Annotated in this window: 21 protein-coding genes; 2 read left to right on the top strand and 19 right to left on the bottom strand. The window is 50.2% G+C overall.

Annotated elements, in window-relative coordinates; genetic code table 11:
* Nucleotides 1-24 precede the first annotated feature (24 nt).
* Complete coding sequence (locus FRIGORI9N_RS03785) at nucleotides 25-1671, bottom strand: GMC family oxidoreductase (protein WP_159568550.1); 1647 nt, start codon at nucleotides 1669-1671, stop codon at nucleotides 25-27.
* A gap of 219 nt (nucleotides 1672-1890) precedes the next feature.
* On the opposite strand from FRIGORI9N_RS03785, the gene FRIGORI9N_RS03780 reads away from it, so the two are divergent.
* On the top strand, nucleotides 1891-4080 hold the full coding sequence (locus tag FRIGORI9N_RS03780; protein ID WP_159568549.1) for a malate synthase G: 2190 nt from the start codon (nucleotides 1891-1893) through the stop codon (nucleotides 4078-4080).
* Between the two features lie 108 nt (nucleotides 4081-4188).
* On the opposite strand, the gene FRIGORI9N_RS03775 is transcribed toward FRIGORI9N_RS03780, so the two are convergent.
* The 14 genes from FRIGORI9N_RS03775 to FRIGORI9N_RS03710 form a co-directional block, all read right to left on the bottom strand.
* The gene (locus FRIGORI9N_RS03775; protein ID WP_159568548.1) at nucleotides 4189-4584 is read right to left on the bottom strand and encodes a lysozyme inhibitor LprI family protein; all 396 of its coding nucleotides are present in this window, start codon (nucleotides 4582-4584) and stop codon (nucleotides 4189-4191) included.
* A 28-nt stretch (nucleotides 4585-4612) separates the two neighbouring features.
* Nucleotides 4613-5371, bottom strand: coding sequence for a CPBP family intramembrane glutamic endopeptidase (locus FRIGORI9N_RS03770; RefSeq protein WP_159568547.1), 759 nt, complete (start codon nucleotides 5369-5371; stop codon nucleotides 4613-4615).
* 274 nt (nucleotides 5372-5645) lie between these two features.
* A complete protein-coding gene (locus FRIGORI9N_RS03765; protein WP_159568546.1) occupies nucleotides 5646-6290 on the bottom strand; it encodes a hypothetical protein in 645 nt (214 codons plus the stop codon).
* A gap of 70 nt (nucleotides 6291-6360) precedes the next feature.
* Nucleotides 6361-7041 (bottom strand): hypothetical protein, encoded by a 681-nt coding sequence (locus FRIGORI9N_RS03760; protein ID WP_159568545.1) that lies wholly within the window; start codon nucleotides 7039-7041, stop codon nucleotides 6361-6363.
* 302 nt (nucleotides 7042-7343) lie between these two features.
* Nucleotides 7344-7583, bottom strand: coding sequence for a VF530 family DNA-binding protein (locus FRIGORI9N_RS03755; protein ID WP_159568544.1), 240 nt, complete (start codon nucleotides 7581-7583; stop codon nucleotides 7344-7346).
* Nucleotides 7584-7606: 23 nt separating this feature from the next.
* The gene (locus tag FRIGORI9N_RS03750; RefSeq protein WP_159568543.1) at nucleotides 7607-8254 is read right to left on the bottom strand and encodes a hypothetical protein; all 648 of its coding nucleotides are present in this window, start codon (nucleotides 8252-8254) and stop codon (nucleotides 7607-7609) included.
* A 582-nt stretch (nucleotides 8255-8836) separates the two neighbouring features.
* On the bottom strand, nucleotides 8837-9253 hold the full coding sequence (locus tag FRIGORI9N_RS03745; protein ID WP_159568542.1) for a hypothetical protein: 417 nt from the start codon (nucleotides 9251-9253) through the stop codon (nucleotides 8837-8839).
* Between the two features lie 327 nt (nucleotides 9254-9580).
* Complete coding sequence (locus FRIGORI9N_RS03740) at nucleotides 9581-10288, bottom strand: hypothetical protein (RefSeq protein WP_159568541.1); 708 nt, start codon at nucleotides 10286-10288, stop codon at nucleotides 9581-9583.
* Between the two features lie 95 nt (nucleotides 10289-10383).
* Nucleotides 10384-10725 (bottom strand): hypothetical protein, encoded by a 342-nt coding sequence (locus tag FRIGORI9N_RS03735; RefSeq protein ID WP_159568540.1) that lies wholly within the window; start codon nucleotides 10723-10725, stop codon nucleotides 10384-10386.
* A 139-nt stretch (nucleotides 10726-10864) separates the two neighbouring features.
* A complete protein-coding gene (locus FRIGORI9N_RS03730; protein ID WP_159568539.1) occupies nucleotides 10865-11695 on the bottom strand; it encodes a class I SAM-dependent methyltransferase in 831 nt (276 codons plus the stop codon).
* A 135-nt stretch (nucleotides 11696-11830) separates the two neighbouring features.
* Nucleotides 11831-12400: a hypothetical protein gene (locus FRIGORI9N_RS03725; protein ID WP_159568538.1), complete on the bottom strand. Its 570-nt coding sequence runs from the start codon at nucleotides 12398-12400 to the stop codon at nucleotides 11831-11833.
* A 63-nt stretch (nucleotides 12401-12463) separates the two neighbouring features.
* Nucleotides 12464-12679, bottom strand: a complete 216-nt coding sequence (locus FRIGORI9N_RS03720) for a DUF4365 domain-containing protein (RefSeq protein WP_159568537.1) — start codon at nucleotides 12677-12679, stop codon at nucleotides 12464-12466.
* 105 nt (nucleotides 12680-12784) lie between these two features.
* On the bottom strand, nucleotides 12785-13348 hold the full coding sequence (locus FRIGORI9N_RS03715) for a hypothetical protein (RefSeq protein WP_159568536.1): 564 nt from the start codon (nucleotides 13346-13348) through the stop codon (nucleotides 12785-12787).
* Nucleotides 13349-13809: 461 nt separating this feature from the next.
* The gene (locus FRIGORI9N_RS03710; protein WP_159568535.1) at nucleotides 13810-14724 is read right to left on the bottom strand and encodes a metal-dependent hydrolase; all 915 of its coding nucleotides are present in this window, start codon (nucleotides 14722-14724) and stop codon (nucleotides 13810-13812) included.
* Nucleotides 14725-15016: 292 nt separating this feature from the next.
* On the opposite strand from FRIGORI9N_RS03710, the gene FRIGORI9N_RS03705 reads away from it, so the two are divergent.
* Entirely contained in the window at nucleotides 15017-15877 is an 861-nt protein-coding gene (locus tag FRIGORI9N_RS03705) for a pirin family protein (protein WP_159568534.1), read from the top strand.
* Between the two features lie 72 nt (nucleotides 15878-15949).
* Here the strand turns inward: FRIGORI9N_RS03705 and FRIGORI9N_RS03700 are convergent, their stop codons facing one another.
* The 4 genes from FRIGORI9N_RS03700 to FRIGORI9N_RS03685 all read right to left on the bottom strand — a co-directional run bounded on the left by FRIGORI9N_RS03700 (nucleotide 15950) and on the right by FRIGORI9N_RS03685 (nucleotide 21441).
* Nucleotides 15950-17425, bottom strand: a complete 1476-nt coding sequence (locus FRIGORI9N_RS03700) for a hypothetical protein (protein WP_159568533.1) — start codon at nucleotides 17423-17425, stop codon at nucleotides 15950-15952.
* Nucleotides 17426-17579: 154 nt separating this feature from the next.
* Nucleotides 17580-19271 (bottom strand): AMP-binding protein, encoded by a 1692-nt coding sequence (locus tag FRIGORI9N_RS03695; RefSeq protein WP_159568532.1) that lies wholly within the window; start codon nucleotides 19269-19271, stop codon nucleotides 17580-17582.
* Nucleotides 19268-20563, bottom strand: a complete 1296-nt coding sequence (locus FRIGORI9N_RS03690) for a thiolase family protein (RefSeq protein ID WP_159568531.1) — start codon at nucleotides 20561-20563, stop codon at nucleotides 19268-19270. The genes FRIGORI9N_RS03695 and FRIGORI9N_RS03690 overlap by 4 nt, the downstream gene beginning before the upstream one ends.
* Nucleotides 20560-21441: a MaoC family dehydratase gene (locus FRIGORI9N_RS03685; RefSeq protein WP_159568530.1), complete on the bottom strand. Its 882-nt coding sequence runs from the start codon at nucleotides 21439-21441 to the stop codon at nucleotides 20560-20562. The genes FRIGORI9N_RS03690 and FRIGORI9N_RS03685 overlap by 4 nt, the downstream gene beginning before the upstream one ends.
* Nucleotides 21442-21449 lie beyond the last annotated feature (8 nt).

Genomic DNA, 21449 nt, shown 5'->3' with positions numbered 1-21449 from the left:
CTTGCGATCAATGCCCGAAGTGTATCAGCCTTCGAGTATCCACCTAGCCGCCTTCTCTGCAATCATCAACGTGGGGCTGTTGGTGTTGCCACTGGTAATGGTCGGCATTACGCTGGCATCGGCAATTCGCAAATGCTTCACACCAATGACGCGCAAGCGCGAGTCAACCACCGCAGCGGGGTCATTGGCTGCACCCATTTTTGCCGTGCCCACCGGGTGAAAAATGGTGGTGGCAATGTCGCCGGCCAGCCTTACCAATTCCTCATCGGTTTGAAACTCCACACCAGGCTTGAACTCCTCGGGCTGGTACTTGGCCAAAGCGGGTTGTTGCGCAATGTTGCGCGTGACGCGCAGGGAATCGGCCGCCACCTTTTGGTCTTCTGTTGTGCTGAGGTAATTCGGAGAAATGGCAGGTGCATCGGAGAAATTGCCATTCTTGATGTGCACAGCACCACGGCTTGTGGGGTTCAAATTGCACACACTGGCCGTGAAGGCATTGAAGTTGTGCAAAGGCTGGCCAAACGCGGGCAAGCTAAGCGGTTGCACATGGTATTGAATGTTCGGGTATGGCCGGTCAGCACTGCTTTTGGTGAAAGCACCCAGTTGCGAGGGTGCCATGCTCATGGGCCCGCTGCGCTTGAACACATACTCCATGCCAATTTGAGCCTTGCCCCACAAGCTGTTGGCCAGCGTGTTCAGGGTTTTAACACCTTGCACCTTGAACACCGCGCGAATTTGAAGGTGGTCTTGCAGGTTGGCGCCCACACCGGGTTTGTCGAGCTTGACCTCGATGCCGTGTTGTTGCAGCAAACTGCCCTGCCCTATACCCGACAGTTCAAGAATTTGCGGCGTACCAATGGCGCCTGCGCACAGCACGGTTTCGCGCACGGCCTTCACCACCACTTCTTCGCCGCCCTTGATCACAACTGCGCCGTTGCACACCAGCTCGCCACTTGGGTTTCGTTCGATGGACAAGTTTTTAACCTGCGCATGGGTCCACACCGTAAGGTTGGGGCGTTTCATGATGGGGCGCAAGAAAGCTTTGGCCGTGTTCCACCGCCAGCCACTGCGCTGGTTCACTTCAAAGTAACCCACGCCAAAATTGTTGCCACGATTGAAATCATCATTGGCCGGAATGCCCGCTTGCTGCGCCGCCTGCGAGAAGGCTTCCAGAACTTCCCAGCGCAAACGCTGCTTTTCCACGCGCCATTCGCCCTGGCCGCTGTGAAACTTGCGCAATTCAGTGTCGGCCAATTCAGCATGCGGGTTGTCGTAACGCCAGTTGCTTTCATGGGCCAGAAAGTCGTGTAAACAACTTTCCCAGTTCCACGCTTCATCGCCGGTTTGGGCAGCCCAGCTTTCGTAATCGCGGGCCTGACCACGCATGTAGATCATGCCGTTGATGCTGGAACAACCACCCAGCGTTTTGCCGCGCGGGTAAATCAGCGAGCGGCCATTCAGGCCTGCATCGGGCTCGGTTCTAAAACGCCAATCGGTGCGGGGGTTGTCAATGCAATACAGGTACCCCACCGGAATGTGGATCCAGTGGTAGTTGTCTTTGCCGCCCGCTTCCAGCAGCAACACCGAATTGTTGGGGTTGGCGCTCAGCCTGTTGGCCATCAAAGCACCTGCCGTTCCCGCACCCACCACAATGTAATCAAAAGTCCGCATGTCTACCCCGAGTTGATTTCTAGATAGTAACCAGCATCGAAATGGCGTGGAGCGCTACGCTGCAATGATTGGATTGGGGTTTTCCAGAGTTTTGCAAAAAAGTTAAAGATGAAATGACCAATCACCCGCGCTTGTGACGATTCCAAGCATGTCAGAATGACACCCAATTCCTTTACAATCACAGGCTAATCACCTATTCCAACAGCTCGAGGTTTCAAAATGACAGAACGCACCACCGTGCATGGCTTGAAAGTAGCCACCCCACTGTACAACTTCATCAACAATGAAGTGCTGCCCGGCACCGGCATTGATCAGGCTGGTTTCTGGAAAGGCTTCGACGCCATCGTGAGCGAATTGGCGCCCAAGAACGCCGCCTTGCTGGCCGAACGCGACCGCATTCAGCTGGAAATGGACGCGTGGCACAAAGCCAACCCCGGCCCCATCGCCGACATGGCCGCTTACCAGGAATTCCTGAAGAAAATTGGCTACCTGGTTGAACAGCCTGCCAAAGTGCAAGCCACCACCGCCAATGTGGACAGCGAACTGGCCACACAAGCTGGCCCCCAGTTGGTTGTACCCATTTTGAACGCACGCTATGCACTGAACGCTGCGAACGCACGTTGGGGCAGCCTGTACGACGCACTGTACGGCACCGATGTAATTTCCGAGGAAGGCGGTGCAGAACGCGCAGGTGGCTACAACCCCGTGCGCGGCGCGAAAGTAATTGAGTTTGCACGCAACTTCCTGGACCAGTCCTTCCCACTGGAAGGTGCTTCACACAAAGACGCAACTGGCTACGCAGTGGCTGGTGGCAAGTTGCAGGTTAAATTGCAAAACGGCAACACTGCTGGCCTGAAGAATGCCGCGCAACTGGTTGGCTTCCAAGGCGACGCAGCAGCGCCCTCTTCTATATTGCTGGTGAACAACGGCATTCACGCCGACATCATCATTAACCGCTCAACACCGATTGGTTCTAGCGACGCAGCCGGTGTGGCCGACGTGGTGCTGGAAGCAGCGTTGTCGACCATTCTGGACTTGGAAGATTCTGTTGCAGCCGTAGATGCTGAAGACAAAATTGTGGCCTACAAAAACTGGCTGGGCATTTTGAAAGGCACGCTGACAGAAAGCGTGAGCAAGGGCGGTAAAACCTTCACCCGTGGCTTGAATGCCGACCGTGTTTACACTGGCGTGAATGGCGAGAAAGTGACCATGCATGGCCGCTCCATGTTGTTCTTGCGCAATGTGGGCCACTTGATGACCAACCCTGCCATTTTGTGGGGCGACAACAAAGAGATTCCCGAAGGCATTCTGGATGCAGTGGTGACCACCACCATCGCTTTGCACGACCTGAAAGGCAATGGCGTGAACGGCATTCGCAACAGCCGCAAGGGTTCTGTTTACATCGTGAAGCCCAAGATGCACGGCCCGGTTGAAGTGGGCTTTGCTGCCGAGTTGTTCACCCATGTAGAAAAGCTGCTGGGCCTGCCCGACAGCACCGTGAAGCTGGGCATTATGGACGAAGAGCGCCGCACATCGGTTAACCTGAAGGCCTGTATTGCTGCTGCTGCCAGCCGCGTGGCATTCATCAACACTGGCTTCTTGGACCGCACTGGCGACGAAATGCACACTGCCATGCACGCAGGCGCAATGATTCGCAAAGCCGACATGAAGAGCAGCGCGTGGATTGCCGCTTACGAGCGCAGCAACGTGCTGGTTGGTTTGAGCTGTGGCCTGAAAGGCCGTGCGCAAATTGGCAAGGGCATGTGGGCCATGCCCGACCTGATGAAGGCGATGCTGGAACAGAAAATTGGCCACCCCAAAGCCGGTGCGAATACCGCTTGGGTACCTAGCCCAACGGCTGCAACACTGCACGCCATGCACTACCACCAAGTTAGCGTAGCGGCTGTTCAAGCCGAGCTGGAAAAGATTGATGCCGACGCAGAACGCCCAGGCATTTTGGCCAACTTGTTGCAAGTGCCAGTGGCCACCAACACCAACTGGAGCGATGCAGAAAAGCAGCAGGAACTGGACAACAACGCCCAAGGTATTTTGGGTTATGTGGTTCGCTGGGTTGACCAGGGTGTGGGTTGCTCGAAGGTGCCCGACATCAACAACGTGGGCCTGATGGAAGACCGCGCCACTCTGCGTATTTCCAGCCAGCACATTGCCAACTGGATTCTTCACGGCATTGTGACTGAAGCCCAGGCCATGGAAACCATGAAGCGCATGGCCGCCGTGGTTGACCAGCAAAACGCCGGTGACCCCGCGTACAAGCCCATGGCTGGCAACTTTGAAACATCAGCCGCGTTCAAGGCTGCATGTGATTTGGTGTTCAAAGGCATGGAACAACCTGCCGGTTACACCGAGCCACTGCTGCATGCATGGCGCTTGAAGGTGAAAGCTGCTTAAGCTTGAGTGGTTTGTTTTGAGAAAGCCAGGTGCTGAAAAGTGCCTGGCTTTTTTGTTGTGTGAGTTGGATATTTTGTATTGTCGATTAGCGATTTACTCAGACGCTATTCACTCCCCTAAAGCATCCTCATATTCCTTTAACTGAAGCGCGCGGGCTCGAACCAATTCCATGCCTTCGTTGGTGGCTGTGACTTGCCACATGGTGCCTTCTTTCGATGCGATGATTTTTGAAATTACTTTGCCCTCGGCATCGCGAAACTTCAACCAAGCCCGTTGCGCTTCCTTTAACGAGACTCGCTGCTCTTTATTCAATCGAGACATCAGCCGAGTGTAGATTTGGTTCATTTCCTGATCCCACTTTTCTCTCGCTGTGTTCATGGCAGCGCGCATGCCCATGGTGGTGTAATCTTTTTCAAGGGTTTGCTGCAACCAAGTGTCGATTGGGTGCGCGGTAGGCGCTTGCGCAAAAGCGCTGTTCGCAATACACAGCAGCAATGCAATCAATATTTTTCGAATGTGCTTGCTCGCAAAGTTAAGTGTTAAATGCAGACTGCAACACGGCAACTGAAACCAAATGGGCAGTTGCATGCGCCAGCATGGCGGCTTCCAGGCTCAGGCGCCAGTACAGCACTCCAAACAAAATTCCGGGCAAGGTGTTTCCAAGCATGACATACGCAACAACTGGTGCGCTCAGCCCACCGCCCATGGCCACCACAGCAGGCAAATGCCCCGCCGCGAACAACAGGGCTGCGGTAACAATACCGAACACAATAAATGCTGTTAGCGGGGGCCCCGAGCGCTGCTGCAGAAAGCGCCAAGGCAGCCAGATCAGCAAGGTCATCAACCCCCAACGCATCAAGATTTCTTCAGTGATACCGCCGTAGAGAACCTTGGCGACAAGGGGAATTTGGAACTGGGTACCCAAGGATTGAATTTCGGGAGGAGCCGCCCCATTCAAGTAGACGAGCAAGGCTGCCACAAGCAAACCAACAAGCAATGCAGGGAGCAGTTGGCGCCTTAGGGGATCGGTACAATTTCGACCGAGGACGAAAGCCTCAAACACAGGTGAACCAAGACCAAGTGGCTTGGATAGCGCAACGCCAACCCACACAGCCAATGCCAGTAAAGCCCCACTTTGCAACAAACTTGCGGCGATTGCCAGGCCGGCAGGTACCTGTTCCGGTGCAGAAAGCAACAGCAGAGGAATTACCGCGAACGATATGGCAGCAACACCTGCCATTCCGGCCAACCAAAGGGCTACGCCGAGGCGTAACCGGGGATTCTTAAACACTCAAATTTCCTTGAAAGCAAAAAAACATTTAAATCGCCCTGCTTTGCATTGGGCCGTATTTAATGTTGACACACCATGCCGGGAAAATTTGAAAGTCGGAACCTATTTTACCAACAAGACTTCTTCGATCCCTTGTTGCGTAACGTTTAAACGCACTTGGAAAAAATTCTTGGCATGACACTTAAATCATTTGGTGGTGATATCAACTAATGTCGAGTTCAAGTACTGGCTCTGATTGCCCTGTGACAGCTCCATCCGAAGATCAGACCGAGCGCTATTGTAGTTTTACCAACAAACGTTTGACTGTAACTTGCGACGCTTTTGCAAGTGCAGCTTTTAACGTGGCAGGTTCATTTTGATAAGTTTCCAAAGACTGCCCTTGGTCATTCTCAGAGGCAAAATCTGAAACAAATTCACTTTCTTGCCAGATGATCTCATTATTTGGTTTGATGAGTTTTGCAGTCATTCGAATCATCGGATTCATATGAGTTCCGAACGGGTGCGTTTTATTGAAACCATACATATCAACCGCGAATGTCAGGGTGGCATCACTTTTATCAACACTGCTTATCTGATAAGTTTTCAACGCTGCCGTCTGCTTGGAAACTTCTGAATAGACGATTTCAGAAATATCTATCTTGTTCTTTTCCATGAATTTAATCATTTTTTCTGCGTCTGTCATGCCAGCGTCAGCAGTAGCAAATGCACCAAGCGCGCCAAACAAAGCGCCACCCCAAGCTTGAGTAGTTCCGCGCCAATATATTGCGCTTGGCTTTGATACATTCTTTTCAAGATGAATATTTTTAATTGGAGATCTGTTTTCCACACTCAAGGGAATCGATTGTGGTGTGCTGCAACCGGCAAGCAGGATAACGGGCAACGCGATAAAAACCATCAAAAAACGTAATTTATCCAACATCACTATTCCTTCAATTAAAAGTTGAAATTACGCAGCCGTTCTCGGTCCGATCCCTAGTCTGCACGGCAAATCAAGGTAACAAACCCAGCCCTTGCAGCGATGTTCGCGCATTCGTAGTGACACTCGAAATAACAGCTTTCCGAATCGATTCCTTTTCGTCTGCAGTGTACTTCTCGAAGCTGTCTTTCCATACTGGATCGGTGGCTTGATTGCAGGGGATACTTTCCCACTTCGGAAAACTCCATGCAATTCCCATCTCCTTTCCTGACTTGACGTTATAAGCTGTTGTTACAAACAAACTGTAGATGCAAGACCTGTCCATCGCAAACAGCGTCCTTCTGTAAAACCCATAACCGGGGCGGAAATCAGGTTGATTGCTGTTTCCTGCAAGCGTCACCAACAGCAATGTATCTGCATTCCTCGCCGCAGCGGCTTTAAGTAACTCAGGCAATTTCGCACTCGATGTCAGCATCGATGCGTTTAGCTTTCCACCTTGATTAATCGCCTCAACAGCGCTTTCAGCGAGTTTTTCGTCAACCTGCCAATCGCTAACATTCACTTTGTAACTACTGTTGCCGAATACTGTGGTGGCAGTCAGGGAACCATTAAAAGTGTCGCCCAGCTGAGAGACAACCACCACTTTGCGGACTGACTGAATATCGGCTTGATCGACCTGACGGATCATGCCGGTACAACCAGCCAAAGCAAAGCTGAGAGTCGCAACTACAAATAACCTACTGACTAAATTCATGATGAAGTTTCCATTTCAATTCATTCGGTTTTATCAACCAAAATTATCCAGAAAATTGATATACCAATCCAAGCCATAAACAATGGCTACAACAGCGACAGAGACGACGTAATACAAACCTACCTCGCGACCTGAGAGCATCATTGTGTAGAACTTAAACACACGTTTTTTGCACTCGGGGCATCGTCCGCGAATGCGAAGATCTTCTCCCCACATTGAATACAACTGCGCAAAACAATGCGGACATATCTGAGCAGTCTTTATTCTCTGAATTGGACTTTCAGGAGTGTCCAAAGGATTCTTCATGTTCTCGGATGGCTTTGTGATGCGAGTGTAGAAAGATACAGTTGCTCCACCTGCTCTCTGGCCCAAGGCGTTTTTCGAAGAAACTTCAAACTGGATTTAACAGAAGGATCATTCTTGAAGCAATTGATTTTGATTCTATTGGCGAGCTCATCCCAGCCGTAGTGCTCAACAAGCTTTACGACGATGGTTTCAAGCGTGACTCCATGCATGGGGTTATTTGTCTGTTCCATTTTCATGCTTTAGGTATGCTCTTCGGGCTTCATTTCACAACAGGATCTTTGAGTGAATACGAGTTACCAAAAAGTTGTGTTTCAAAGAGTCCATGTCGAACTGGCACATGCTTCACGAACGGAAATTGTTGCCTGAAGCCATTCACATACCGTTCGAAATCTTTCCGACCCTCGATATAGTTTCGCCACAAGAATGGTTCTGCTCCACAGTCAAGACCGAAGTGGCCTATGTAAACCACTTCTCCGGGACCCACTGTAAATGAACCACCAATCGGTTTTCCGTCCTTGATCAGATCGTCTTTGGATCCTTTGATGTGAGCAACCTCCGTCACTGAGCGAGCAACTTTTACGTCGAAGGCAGTCAACACATATTCACCCGGTTCGATCACAAACGTATACGGCAAAAATTGATTGTCTGCAGACAACTTGGAGGGTGTTTCAAGCGCCAAAGCTGAAGACGTTTCGTTATCGATAGGTGATTTAGTGAATGTAAGTGCTTGTAGCTGCGCATTTTCGAACTGCCCACATTTCCAGGCACGACCCCAATTTACCTGAACGACGATCATTCCAAGGTCGGCTTTGTAAGTGTCTTCAGTGAGCTTTACGGGTTCTACCGCAGTAGCCATTGTTGGCAACAGTCCAACCATTAGTAATAAATGCGATAAATACTTGGACATTCTCATCTCCTCGTGATTGAGCCCAATGCCGGCTGCAACAAGTTCAATGATGGCAGCATAATCAACGTGATAATACGCAGTGTTCTCATGGAAGTGTCCTACGTGAAAGTGAGCAACTGGGCTGAGTGGTCCGTTTGAATGTGAGGCTAAAGATCATGCGTCTTCATGACTCTCACACAGAAAATTGACGCGTACAAACCAATTCCAATATGGGACAAAACTAACGCCATCTGCTCATGCAAGGACAACGTAAAAATTGATTCTGTCGCAACAAAGAAGATGAATAACATTACAAATACCAAAGTTAGGCCTAATTGAAGCCTATCGGCCAACACTGCACGCCAGCATCCATAACAAATTAGTCCTGCTAAGACATTCCCAAAAATAAACCACGCCCCTGGCCTGAAGAGAACATTTAAAATGATGGCGATCAGCAGTAGCGCAACTAAAGTAGGGCCAGCGCTTCGCTCCATGATTAGAAATAATGATTTAGCGTCTTGCTGAGGTGGCTTATGTAGGCTCATTGGGTTTAACGTTCAGTCTAAGGCGCGTGGCTTTGCCACGTCGCTCTTGAGGCTGTTGTTATGCACTAAGCACCTCGATAAACCATTTGGGCTGCATAGCCTCGAAGTCGTTACGAATATTGGAGGGCAGGTAGCGAGCTGAATCCAGCACGAAAGGCTGGCCATCCACGCGTTTGAACACAACCCAGTGCCAGAAATTCACACCATTTTCTTGATGATGCGTGATGGACAGCAGCGCCAGATCAGGCAATGCCTCCCAAGATAAAAAAGGAATTTCGCTTTTTGATGTTTGAATGCCTGCGTACGCTAACATACGACGAACATACTGTGTGTCAGACCACAAGGCCTCGTCCGACGCATAAATATCCATACCGTTTGCGATGGCCTTCATTTCTGCATAAGTTTTGCCGAGGATGTTAGCAACCGATGCAATTCCGCAACCGCTAGTTTCTTCTTGTATTACAGGTGCACGCATTGGTAGCCCTTAATGCATAACGTAAAAGTCACGGGCTGCCGAAGGCAGTCCCGTGAATTGTTGGATTGGGCAAGTTATTTGCCAAGAACATGGCCTTTTGATGGACTTTTTTGGCACATACCGCCAGCACTGACCTTATTGCCACAATAAATACACTTGTCAGGTCCATTGTTCACCTCGTGCGATTTATTTGGGCTTTTGCCACACAAACCACCCGCACTCACCTTATTTCCGCAGTAAATACACTTTCCGGGAATCTCTACAACGTGAGTCTTAATCGGACTTTTTAAACATGCACCACCAGCACTGACACTATTCCCGCAATACCTACAACGAAACATGACTTTCTCCATTTTTCATTTGTTTTTCAATTATCTTGTGAATGACGTGAATTGGTGGTTTCAAAGCAGCGACATATTCATCAGAAATACCTCGCGCTTGAGGGTGTGGCAGACTGATAACTTGTGTCTCTCCGAATTTTTGAGCAAGTAACTTGAACTTTGTACCTGTGTAGTTAGGAAGTTCGGCGCGATAAATCTTCGCGTTGCCAGACCTTTCGCCGAGAATCGAAACGACTCGCTCACGTATTTTTATATCGTTTAAGGCTTCAATCATTAAGCTACCAACAAAAACAATGACGGATGGTTTTCTTGTTTCCAATAATCTTAAAAAACCATCGGATTCTTGTACCAATATTCCTGTCGTAATTGAGCCGCTGCTCGTGATGCTTCTCGTTTGCGTATCAAGCCAGTTAGTTTGAAAAAAAGCATGCTCAAATGCACCCTCTTTGCCATTTTCAGTGACAAACTCAAAACCCCAACTCGACAGCCAAGCCAGAACCCTGTTTTTAAAGCGTGTGTTATTGACAGCATTGTCTGAGAAAAATGATAGGGGTTCTTGTGCAGCAATAACTCCAGATTTTTCCAAGGCTTCATCCTCGACAGAGTAGCCAAAGTTAATGCCGCAAATCATGATTCCGCCGAAAAGATTTTCGGGGTATTCCTTGGTGATTACTTGATGCGTTAAATTACTCATGTGTACCCAGTGATGCCCAACGTAAAGATGACCGGACCATCAAAACACGCGGCGACGCTGCAGCTTGCTGTTGTGGGTCCGTGTCGATTGAGATGTTATTTATTAACGCCGCCTCGCTGCAAAGGCTTCCATACGTATAAAAACCAAAACACAGGCATTGCGATTATGTTCCCCATGAACAGGACGACGGCCCAAAGCGCCTTTTTGTCTTTTGGAACATGCTCAGTCCTGAACAAGTAAACGATGTAGATAATGAGTAGGCCTACCATAAGGGCCATGGTGCTCAGATGGAGTCGGAAGAGCAACTCAAATTTAACTTGAAACTCTTCGGGTGTCATTTGATCATCCATCTGACCGAAGGCGGCAAAAAAATAGAACATATACCCGACAGGTAAAAATGTCGCGATTGCCAACACGATTGCAGCGCTTCGATTCATATGGACCTCATCTGTGCCACATAACGCTTTAGCTCAAGTGCGCTTGAGGCGATGCGTGCTTTTGCGAAAGCAAAAGTGGGCAGCGGGTCAAGCGTCACCTGCAGCGATTTGTTGGGCGTCACCCGGGCTATCACAGGTCTCACACCTTCCGAGCAATTAGTTCAACTGGCGCAATGATGCCCCGCGCAACATTCTCGACCATGTTCTGAATCTTCATAGGCGCTTGCGCGCCCATAATCACCGGCAGTCCAAGTGGTGGTGGTCCATCGGCGGCACTTGCACGAGCCTTGAGGTCTGCGAAGAACTTCAAAGCAAACTTGCCACGATTTCTCTCGCAAATGATCTCGAAGCCACTTTCCAAGAGCGCATTTTTGTATTCTTCCGGCGATGCAAGCCAACTTCCCTCTGGAACGGATGCCCAAGGGACTGGAAAAGTAACGGTTCCCTCGCCACATTTCATAATGTCGTAGATTCCGAATACTGCCCCTGGTTTCAACACTCGAAAGATCTCCGATCCAAGGGCGACCTTATCTGGAATATTCATGCCGACATGGAGCATAAACGCTTTGTCGAAGGTGGCATCGGCGAAGTCGAGTTCGAGCACATTCCCCTGAACAAGGCTGACGCTGGTGTTCAAGCCAAGCCAGTGACACAACGTGCTCCCCGTTTCAATGTACTCGTCAGTCAGGTCAACGCCAGTTACTCGACACCCGAACTCTTTCACAGTAAATCGACTTGCGCCTCCGATTCCACACCCGACATCCAGTACATGATCGCCAGATGAAAGCGACAGTTGACTAAGAAACTCACAACTAGCCTCGCGACCGCCAATATGAAACTCATCTACAGGAGCGAGATCATCAATCGTTACCGTTTCCGGAGTTTTCCCCATCTTCTCCATGCCAGCGAGAATCGCATCCAGTAGATCTCCACGTGCGTAGTGGCGAGAAATGTCGTTGTCATGATCCATGCTTAAGTACCTTTTCGAAGTTTTGACGCCCAACGCTTGAGTTCAGCGGCGTTTGAGGCGACGACCGTTTTTGCGGTAGCAAAAATGGGCGGCGGGACAAACGTCCGCTGCAACGATTTGTTACCTTCGTACTGATTAGTACGCCGAAAGACCGTCGTTTTCCAAAACAAAATTCTGTACCATGTCCATCCCGGCCATGCTTTGTGCAAGCATCTCGAAATTATGCGCCTCTGGAGGCTCGGTGCTGCGACCTTCCGGCGTATCGAGGCCAGTGATGTATTGGATCAATGCATCGACACTTTGCCTACTGATGCAGCATTCATTGCGCGTAAGTAGCACATTTAGCCGTCGGGCACGATAAGCACGATTTTTGAGTTCTGCTATCACCTCCTCGCTAACGTCGTGCATACCAGCGCGAATGGCGCTAATTCTGTTTCCAATATCCCCGTATATCTCTGAGAACTCAGCAAGCTCCTCCAAGTACTTTGGACGAAAAGCAATCCCCTCAATTTTATTTATGCCGTCGGGGAGATTGTTTTCTGGGGGAATGCGAACTGTTATTGAATGTTCCTCGTCCTCACGCCACATTGGCGTCTCACAATCCATGACATCCTTGATGTAACGTTGAATCCAAAGGAAATAAACCTTCTGAGGATTGGCAACGCTCACACGAAACAGGAAAAACGGAATACTAAATTTCTCCACATAGGAGAGCGATTTTTTGTCGATGCAGTAGTTGATTGTGCCCGCACGGACCGGCTCAAGCGACTATTCAGTGCCCTTGATCTGAATATGGAATACGGAACCAGTTGCGGCGAAAGCTTCTTTGCCCTTCGCATCTTTCAGGCCCGGTGAAAAAATTTCCACCATCAGATCAATGCCATAGTCGCGTTCGGTAAGTTCTCGCAAGACCCAATGGTGCGGCAACTGTGCCATGACGGCCTTGACGGCCCTGGAATCGACGATGTGTGTTTGAGTTCTCATCTAAGAAGCTAACATATTTGTTCAGCGGCGACCTTTGCGCCGCGAAGCGGAGAAAAGGGCGTCCGGTGGAGGGCTATGAGACCCGGAACGACCTGAAACTGATAGTTAGGTATCCGCTCCAAATTTCCCCATAAACGTCTTTGCCGCTTTAAAGTTCTCAGCCGCAACTAAGCACATGATAGCAATCAAGAGCAAAGAACCTGAAAAAGCAACCAAGGGCAACTCACCTAAGGCCGAAGTGCCTCTGATGTACACAGGGATAAGCCCCAAAAACGCGGTTATGGAATACCAAAAGTAGTACCATTTCACTCTATGCTTTTGGGCAAGTCTACTCTTGAGCCGACCTTTCCATCTGTAGTGATTTTCATCTGGCCTGAACTCCACAAATCCTGCGGCATCAGATCTTTCGTTTATTGATGAGCTTGGGTCTGTACTGCTTAGAAGTAGCTTCATTTCTTCGACCGGATAAATTTTTCCCGTAAGCGCTAAGAATCCCTTTTCAAGGGTGAGTCTGTGTATGTTCTCGTTGTACAAGTCACTAATAAACTTTTTAGAAAATTCGTACTCATCTCGCCTTTTATTGGAACGAAAAACGACCACCTCAATGATGATTTTGTACAGGGCAAATAGGCTGGCTAGCATCCCAACTATCTTTACTGCGAGTTCCATATTTTTCCTTGCCTAACTAGTTTTATAGAACAATAACGGCGATATTCATTTATCCGAACATCACCCCTGAGAGCACCTCAACCGAGTAAAACCTTTGCACAACTTGGCAACCAAGAAACAAACTGTACTTATGAGGCGTATATTCTAAGAAAAAGTCGCTACGTCTGCCTGACCAATATGACGACCACAGCCCACCATAGCTACCGCAAGCCAATACTGAAGCCCACTCTTATTGCGCAAAGTTTTTTGAATTGTTTTGAAAAGTAAAATAATCCCGCACCAACATCAAGCATTTCTCTTCCCCCACCCCGCTGCTTAATAAATAATCAACCACCAAAACCCGCACCCAGCCTTGTTATCAGCCATACAGCAAAAAACACCACCCCTCATTTGCGGGAATAAAAAAACCGGACCCACCCCGCTACGAATGGTCCGGTTTTTAAAAACGCGAAGTTGCTGTTTTATGCAGCCACTGGCGCTTTGCTTACAGCTTTGCTCATGCGTGCACGCACCGCTTTTTTGACTTCTGGATTGGGATTGCGCATGGCCTGGTTGACCTTCTCCACGAATGAATCAATTTCGTTCATAAAGTGGCTGTTGTCATGGTCCCAAGGGTGGAAGTCGGCGCGGAAGTAGTCGAAGAAATCGCTCATCGCGTTGCGGAAAATGCCTTCCTTGCCCAGCAACATTTTGGCCACGGCTTTGTAGCCACTCAAGTGCTTGCCCTTGGTGTTAGGATCGGCAAATACCAGGCGTGCGTGGAAGTACATAATCACTGGCCAGAAAATTACAGTGGCCAGCACCATGCCGAAGCGGCGAATGAAGCGGTTGTACACATTGTCGGGAACTACTGTGTTCCACACGTCGTACGCAACTGCTTTGTGTTCGGTTTCTTCGTATGCGTGCCACTGCCACATTTGCTTGAAACCTTCGTTTGATTTCTCGCCAGTTACTTTTGGATCTTTCAACACGGCGTCGGCCATGATGGCGGTGTAATGTTCCAGCGCAATGGTGCCAGCCAGGGACAACTTTTTACCCAGGCCTTTTTGCAAACCACCCAACAGGCTCCACAGCATTTTATCGAGCTTCAATGCGGGCACACCACTGCGGTCCATCATCTCGTTGTATTCCTCATGCTCGCGGCTGTGCAGCGCTTCTTGGCCGATGAATGCAGTAATGGCTTTTTTCAGGTCAGGATCAGTCACCTGATCTTTGTAAGCGCGCACGGAGTCCATGAACAAACGCTCGCCAGCCGGGAACAACACAGACAAGGCATTGAAGAAATGAGTAACGTGTTCACCGGCTTCGTGCCAGTTGTTGATGCGGGACTCGTCGAGGTTGATTTTGACGTCACGGCGCACTGGAATAATTTTCATGGTGTACTCCTTTGGTTGCAGCTATTTTTATGCTTTGGTACTAACGTTGACACTGATCAATGTATCAATCATTTACGGCATTAACAACTGTAAACATTAGAAAAACACTCTAAATTTCAAACGAGCGTTTGTTTTTAGAAACAGGGCAAACCCTTGATTCAATTGCGTTAATTATTTTGCACTGCAATATGAAATTAGGGAAACCCTGCAGAAGTGTTTGTTCCGCAAGGTGTTCTTGCGCTTGTGGTGTGCGGTAAAATTGAAATATTCACCAGTTCATTAAGAGGTATGTATGAACGAAAAGCACACACCATCAGTTAGCAATCCACGCTCGGTTGAACACATCATTACGGGTCAGCCCACCAGCGATGGCGCGGGCGTGAAATTGACCCGCGTGATTACCCAAAACCTGCAGCGCAGGCTAGACCCCTTCCTGATGCTGGATAACTTTGGCAGCGACAACCCCAACGATTACATTGCGGGCTTTCCGAACCACCCGCACCGTGGGTTTGAAACCATCACCTACATGATTGCCGGCCGCATGTTGCACGAGGACAGCAAAGGCAACAGGGGCTTGCTGGAAAACGGTGGCGTGCAGTGGATGACCGCAGGGCGCGGGGTGTTTCACAGTGAAATTCCGCAGCAGGAAGAAGGTGTAATGGAAGGGTTTCAGCTGTGGTTGAACCTGCCTGCGAAAGACAAAATGTGCGCGCCCTGGTACCGCGATTTCACCAACGCTGATCTGCCCCAATTCACTACACCGGAGGGCGTGGCGGTAACCGTGATTGCAGGCAATAGCCACGGCGTAGAAGGCGCAGTGAGCCGCGAGGGCACAGAACCTTTGTACCTGGATTTGCACCTGCCTGCCGGTTCACAGTTTGTTCAAAACTTACCCGCCCAACACAATGCGGTGGTGTTTGTTTACCGTGGAGAAGTGAAGATGAGTGGCCAAACCATTGGCGACAAACGCATGGCCATTTTGAAAAATGAAGGCGATGGTGTGGTACTTGAAGCAACAGCCGGTGCCAAGGTTTTGCTGATTGCAGGCAAGCCATTGAATGAACCGATTGCGCAGTACGGCCCGTTTGTGATGAACACCGAGCAGGAAATTCGGCAGGCCTTGCAAGACTTCCGCGAGGGCACACTGGCATAAAAAAAGCCCGGCAAACTCCGGGCTTTTGAAGAAACGTTTTGCGAATCGAAATATTACATATTGCGGCTTCGCCTACGGGGCTGGCGCTGCTTGCTCAAATTCACCCACGCGTTCGCTCAGTGAAAGAATGCGGAAGATGGTAAAGACATCTGTCTCACTCGGGTCGCTTGAGTCGGTCAATTCACGGTTGGTGTCATTCAGCATTGCTGCACTCACTGCCACGGTTAAACCCGCTTCCAACGAGGGATTATTCACCGGATCAACACTGACTGTGTCTAGCAGAATATTGTTGAAGGTTAATGACGTACCTGTACTGTTCAGCGAATAGTCTGCCACGACAATACCGTTTCTTTCATCTGAAGTCATTTCTGCATCGAGATCGGTGTAGACCAACATGACTCGTGAACCGGGCAGAAAGTAGTAGAAGATGGAAGCAACATCGGAACCGAAAGTAACCCGACCATTGTCAGGAGCCGCAGCGGGCGTAACCCCAGGATCGCCTTCCGCAAACACCTCGTACCAAGTGCCAACCAAGCTGTCTTTAACGCTGTTGAAACGCTCGAAGGTGGCCACAATGGTGATGTTGTCTTCAATCAGCGTCAGTTCCAGCTGATTACCACTCAGTACAATTTTTGATGTGAAAAATGCAGCATCATTCTCTGTTGAAGAGTTGTTGAAGCCAGAGACCAACCTGCGCATGGGCAAGGACGTAAACTGAAACTCGCCGGTTTCGCCGTTGTAGTTGGTGGTGCCGACACCAATGAAAGCAAATGGATCCATCGAGTCTGTGATGTCGTACTCGGAGAATACAAAGGAATTCACGATACCGTCTTCCGCCGCATTCGCATTGCCTACATCAAAGCTCAACAACACCTGGTAGTTCGCATTCGTTGTGGTTGTCACACCCTCTTCAACCGAGCTGACCAAACGCCAGTTGCCTTGCAGTTCGTTGCGGTAAAAACGCAGCATGGCCTCAACATCTGTAACCACTGTAGGGGGAGGTTCGCCCTCGTCACGCAGTTCTTCGCCACTGGAAATGGCTGTGCTCAACTCGCCCTGAAAAGTTGCAGGAGCTTCGTCCAGGTTGGCCAACAAGGCAGCCGTATTACCCAAAGTGGCGCCTTCACGAATGGCAATCGAACCGTTCTCGGGATCACCGTCGTTGTCCAATGTTTGGAACAGCGTAGCCAGGTTTGCAAGAATATTGGATTGCGTGGCTGCGTTACCAGCAGCCAATGATTCAGCAATGGTTTGTGGCGTAATTCGGGTTCCACCGGGTACGTCAATTTCAAGGCCTGCAATGTTGAAAGTCACTGTGTCGCCAGCCTGGAAATTGAACATGCCACCACCTGTAGTGGTGCCTGTCAGGCCACTGGGCGCTGCGCTGTAGCCCACGCCATCAATTGGAGAATTGGTAAGCTGCCCTGAAGTGGTGGTTCCACCACCGCCGCCGGCCGCAGGAGCACTACTGTCACCACCGCCACCGCCGCAGCCTGCCAAAATGGCCAGGCTCAATACGCTGGCACCGAAAAAACGACTAAACCCCATACAACACCCCTTTTTGAGTCGGCTATTTGTTTCACCTTGATAAACAGATAGTTAACACATTATTGATTGTGCAAATATGCGTTAACTACTTAAGAATACCGAAGCAATTTAGTGCCTACCACCCACTCAAATTGGGGCCTGTAAAAATACTGACTTACTGCTCAATCACGACCGACTTTTTCATCTTCACCCAGGACTCGGCCTTGGGCAAATAGTGCTCCTCAATCACATTGCGCTTGATTTTCATGGTGGGCGTCAGGAAGCCGTTTTCCATGCTCCACAAATCTTTCACCACCACAATGCAACTCAGTTTTTCATGCGCTTCAAGCTGATCATTTACATTTTGAAGCAATTCAGCCATTTCACTTTCAACCCGTGCAGCCTCAGAAGGGTTTTGTTCCACTTTTTTGTGTTCCTCAAGCGGCAACATCACCAAGGCAAAAGGCTTTGAAAACGAGGGGCCAGTTACGCACACGGCTTCAATCAGTTCATGACCGTTCAAGCGGTTCTCGATTGGCACAGGCGCAATGTATTTGCCCTTGCTGGTCTTGAAAAGTTCTTTCACGCGGCCAGTGATTTTCAAGCGTCCTTGCTCATCGACCACACCCATGTCGCCTGTTTTCAGGAAACCGTCTTCGGTGTACGACTGCGCAGTGAGTTCGGGATTCTTGTAATAACCCATCATGTTGCAGGGGCTTTTTACCAGCACCTCGCCCACTTCGGAAATCTTGCATTCAACGCCTGGGTAGGTGTTGCCCACGTAACCAACGCGCACCTTGCCGGGCAGGCTGCAATGCGAGTAGGCGAAGTTCTCGCTCATGGCATAACCTTCGAGCAAATCCAGGCCCAGGTTGCGATACCAGGACATCAGCGCGGGGGCCAAAGGCGCTGAACCGCTCAGCGCCATGCGCACTTCGGACAAGCCCAGTTTTTTCAGCAAGAATTTTTTGAACAAAGCCGAAAGAATCGGAATTCGGAAAATGACGTGTTGCACGCCCAGCGGAATTTTTCCGCAAATACCGTTGTAAAACTTGGTCCACAAACGGGGCACCGAGAAAAACAGGGTTGGCCGCGCACGTTGCAAGTCTTGAATAAAGCTATCTAGCCCAAACGAGAAGTACACATGAAAGCCATAGAACAGCGAACCAGTTTCCAGAATGGCGCGTTCAGCGGCATGGGCCAGCGGCAAATAAGAAATCATGCGGTCGGTGCTGTTGAAGGTCATTACCTTCGATGTGCCACGCAGCGCGCTGATCATGGCATTAAACGAAATCATCACACCCTTGGGCTTGCCTGTACTGCCAGAGGTATACAGCATGGTGGCCATTTCATCTTTGCTGCGCTTCACGGGGTTTTGTGTGGGTGCAGTGCTGGCAACAATGTCGTCCCATTTTTTTGCGTGGGCCAATTGCGGCGCCAAAGGCAAAGTGATGGTGGGCATGTCAACAGGAATTCCCTTCTCGACCACGCGCCACAGCTCGTCCATTTTGCCGATGAAGATCATTTTTGAATCGCTGTTGTCCAGCACGTACTCAGCGGTTTCAGCATTCAGCGTGGGGTACAAAGGAATGGACACATGCCCTGCCCGCCAAATGGCGAGGTCGGCCATGATCCAGTGCGCGCTGTTCTTGCCCAAAATTCCAATGTGGGTTTTCTCGGGCAAGTTGAGCGACTGCAAATACGCTGCCATGCGGTTGACCTGGTCGGCCACTTGCGCCCAGGTGTAGTCCACGGTTTTCTCGGCCGAAAAAGGCTGCGTGAAATAAACCTTGTTCGGTTGTGCGGCAGCCCAATGGTCCAGGCAATCCAGCAGGGTTTCGAATTTTTCGTACTGCGCTGCACTCATGTGTTTTTCTCCATATTTTTTATTAGTATGGCGGCACCCAATCCACCGCCCGCACAACTGGATACTACAGCGTACTTCGCTTTTTCCGCCTTTAATCTTTTTGCAGCCGTGGTCAGCAAACGAATGCCCGTGGCTGCAAACGGGTTGCCCAGCGAAAGCGAGCCACCCCAGGTATTGAGTTTAGCGAGTGGCAACTCTCCGGGCACCACACCACCGTAATACTCTTCTGCGAATTCGCTGCGCTGCATGCACGCCAAATTCACAAGTATTTGAGCCGCGAATGCCTCGTGGAGTTCCCACACACCAATATCGGCCATGCTCAGTTTGTTTCGCGCCAGCAGTTCAGGAATTGAAACCGCAGGGCCCAGTAACATTTCTGTTTCGAGATCTTTCACGGCGGCCAATTGATAATCGACCACCTCAGCCAAAGGCTGCAGGCCCATTTCCTGGGCGGCTTCCTGACTGGTCACCAGCAAGGCGGCTGAACCGTCTGTGAAGCGGGAAGAACCGGCCGCAGTGATCACACCGCTTTTGCTGAAAATGGTGCGCATGGTCGAGAGCTTCTGAATATTACTGTCTTCGCGCGGCGTGTTGTCTTGTGTAATGGGTTGTGCAAAACCGGGCACCTGTACAGGAATAATGGTGCCATCGAAATGGCCTTGGTTCATCGCCTCAATGGCCAGCTTGTGGCTGCGCACGGTGAATGCATCGCAATCTTCACGACTCACCTTGAATTTTTTCACCATTTGCTCGGCGCACACACCCATGGTTTTACGCGTGGTGAAGTCAGTGCCGGTGGGCATTTCAGGTTTCAAATCCGAAGGGCGAAGCTTGGCCAGGTTCTTCAAAATATTTTTGGCGGAAGAATCCTGGCGAACCTTCATGGCAGCACGGCGAATTTTCTGCGAGTAGCGAATTGGAATGTCAGAGAAACTTTCCACCCCGGCAGCAATGCCAACATCAATTCGACCCAGCGCAATCATGTCGCACAAGTTGGCAAAACCCACGCTGGCCGACAAACCCGCCATGGAGGTGGTGTAAGCCGGAATGGTGGCGGGAAGCCCTGCACTCAACATACTTTCCCGGGCCACGTTCGAGGTTTCAATTTCATGCAACACCGTGCCCATGGTCAGCATGTCCACGCGGCTTGAGTCAATGCCAGTTTTACTCATCAAGCCTGCGATGGCTTTGCCACCGAGTTCATACGTCATTAATTGGGAATACGCACCACCCGAATCGAGAAACGGGGTGCGGACACCATCAATAATCACTGCCTTGCGAATCGACTTCATTTGAAACGCCCCACCATATGAAGTGTGCCGTCTGCTGAAGCCAAACGCAGTTGCGTGTAGCCCTCGGCATCTTTCGTGTTGCTTGTTTGCACTTGCATGTGCGGGCTTGGCAATGGCAGTGGCTTAATCCAGCGCACATCCAGATCCGCCAACGAATGCCCAGCGTTGTTCAACACTTCCCAGGTTCGGGCCAATTGCCCAAAACCATGCAAAATACAGCTTTTGAAGCGGGTGCGTTTGCCCACTGCCTTCATGGTGTGAATGGGGTTGAAATCGCCCGTCAACATGGCGAAGGCCAGCCCATCTTCCTCTTCGGCATCCCAATGGCCTGCGGTTTTGAATTCGTATTCTTCACGCTTGGCGGGTTTGCTTTTGCTTGCAGGTTTGGCACGGGGCACAGTGGAATAACTGTCGATGACAATGGCCAGTTCGCCCTTGGGGTTGCTGGCCTGTACGCGGGTGTGAATGCGCACTTTGTCACCGTCGTCGGTCACATCCACTAAACTGCCACGCAGCGCGATCGACTCATTGCGGTTCAAAGGCTTGTGAATTTGCATGCGCAAACCCTGATTCAACAGAGACAACAAATTGTAAGGCGCAAGGCTACCCAGTTTGGCCAGCATGGGCATGGCCCAGTGGCTGCAAAAATGCGCGGGCATGTCGCTGCTGTAGCGATTGGCGGGTGCGCCTGTCCAGGCCACGTATTGGTCTAGCAACTCGTTGTTCAGCGCAGGCACATTCATGCTGTGGTGCACGGGCAATTCCGGCAAGGTGCCAGGGCGTATAATGGGCGTTGCATTGCGAATGGCGGCCCAACCCATGGCGCGGATATTGGGCCAGTGCAAGGCCAGGTACTTCAAGGGGTAATCTGCCAACATGGTGTATG

Origin of the sequence: Limnobacter sp. 130 (assembly GCF_902506325.1) — a bacterium.
Taxonomy (GTDB): Bacteria; Pseudomonadota; Gammaproteobacteria; order Burkholderiales; family Burkholderiaceae_B; genus Limnobacter.
Note: the sequence above shows the minus strand (reverse complement) of the source record. Positions and strands in the feature narration are given on the sequence as shown.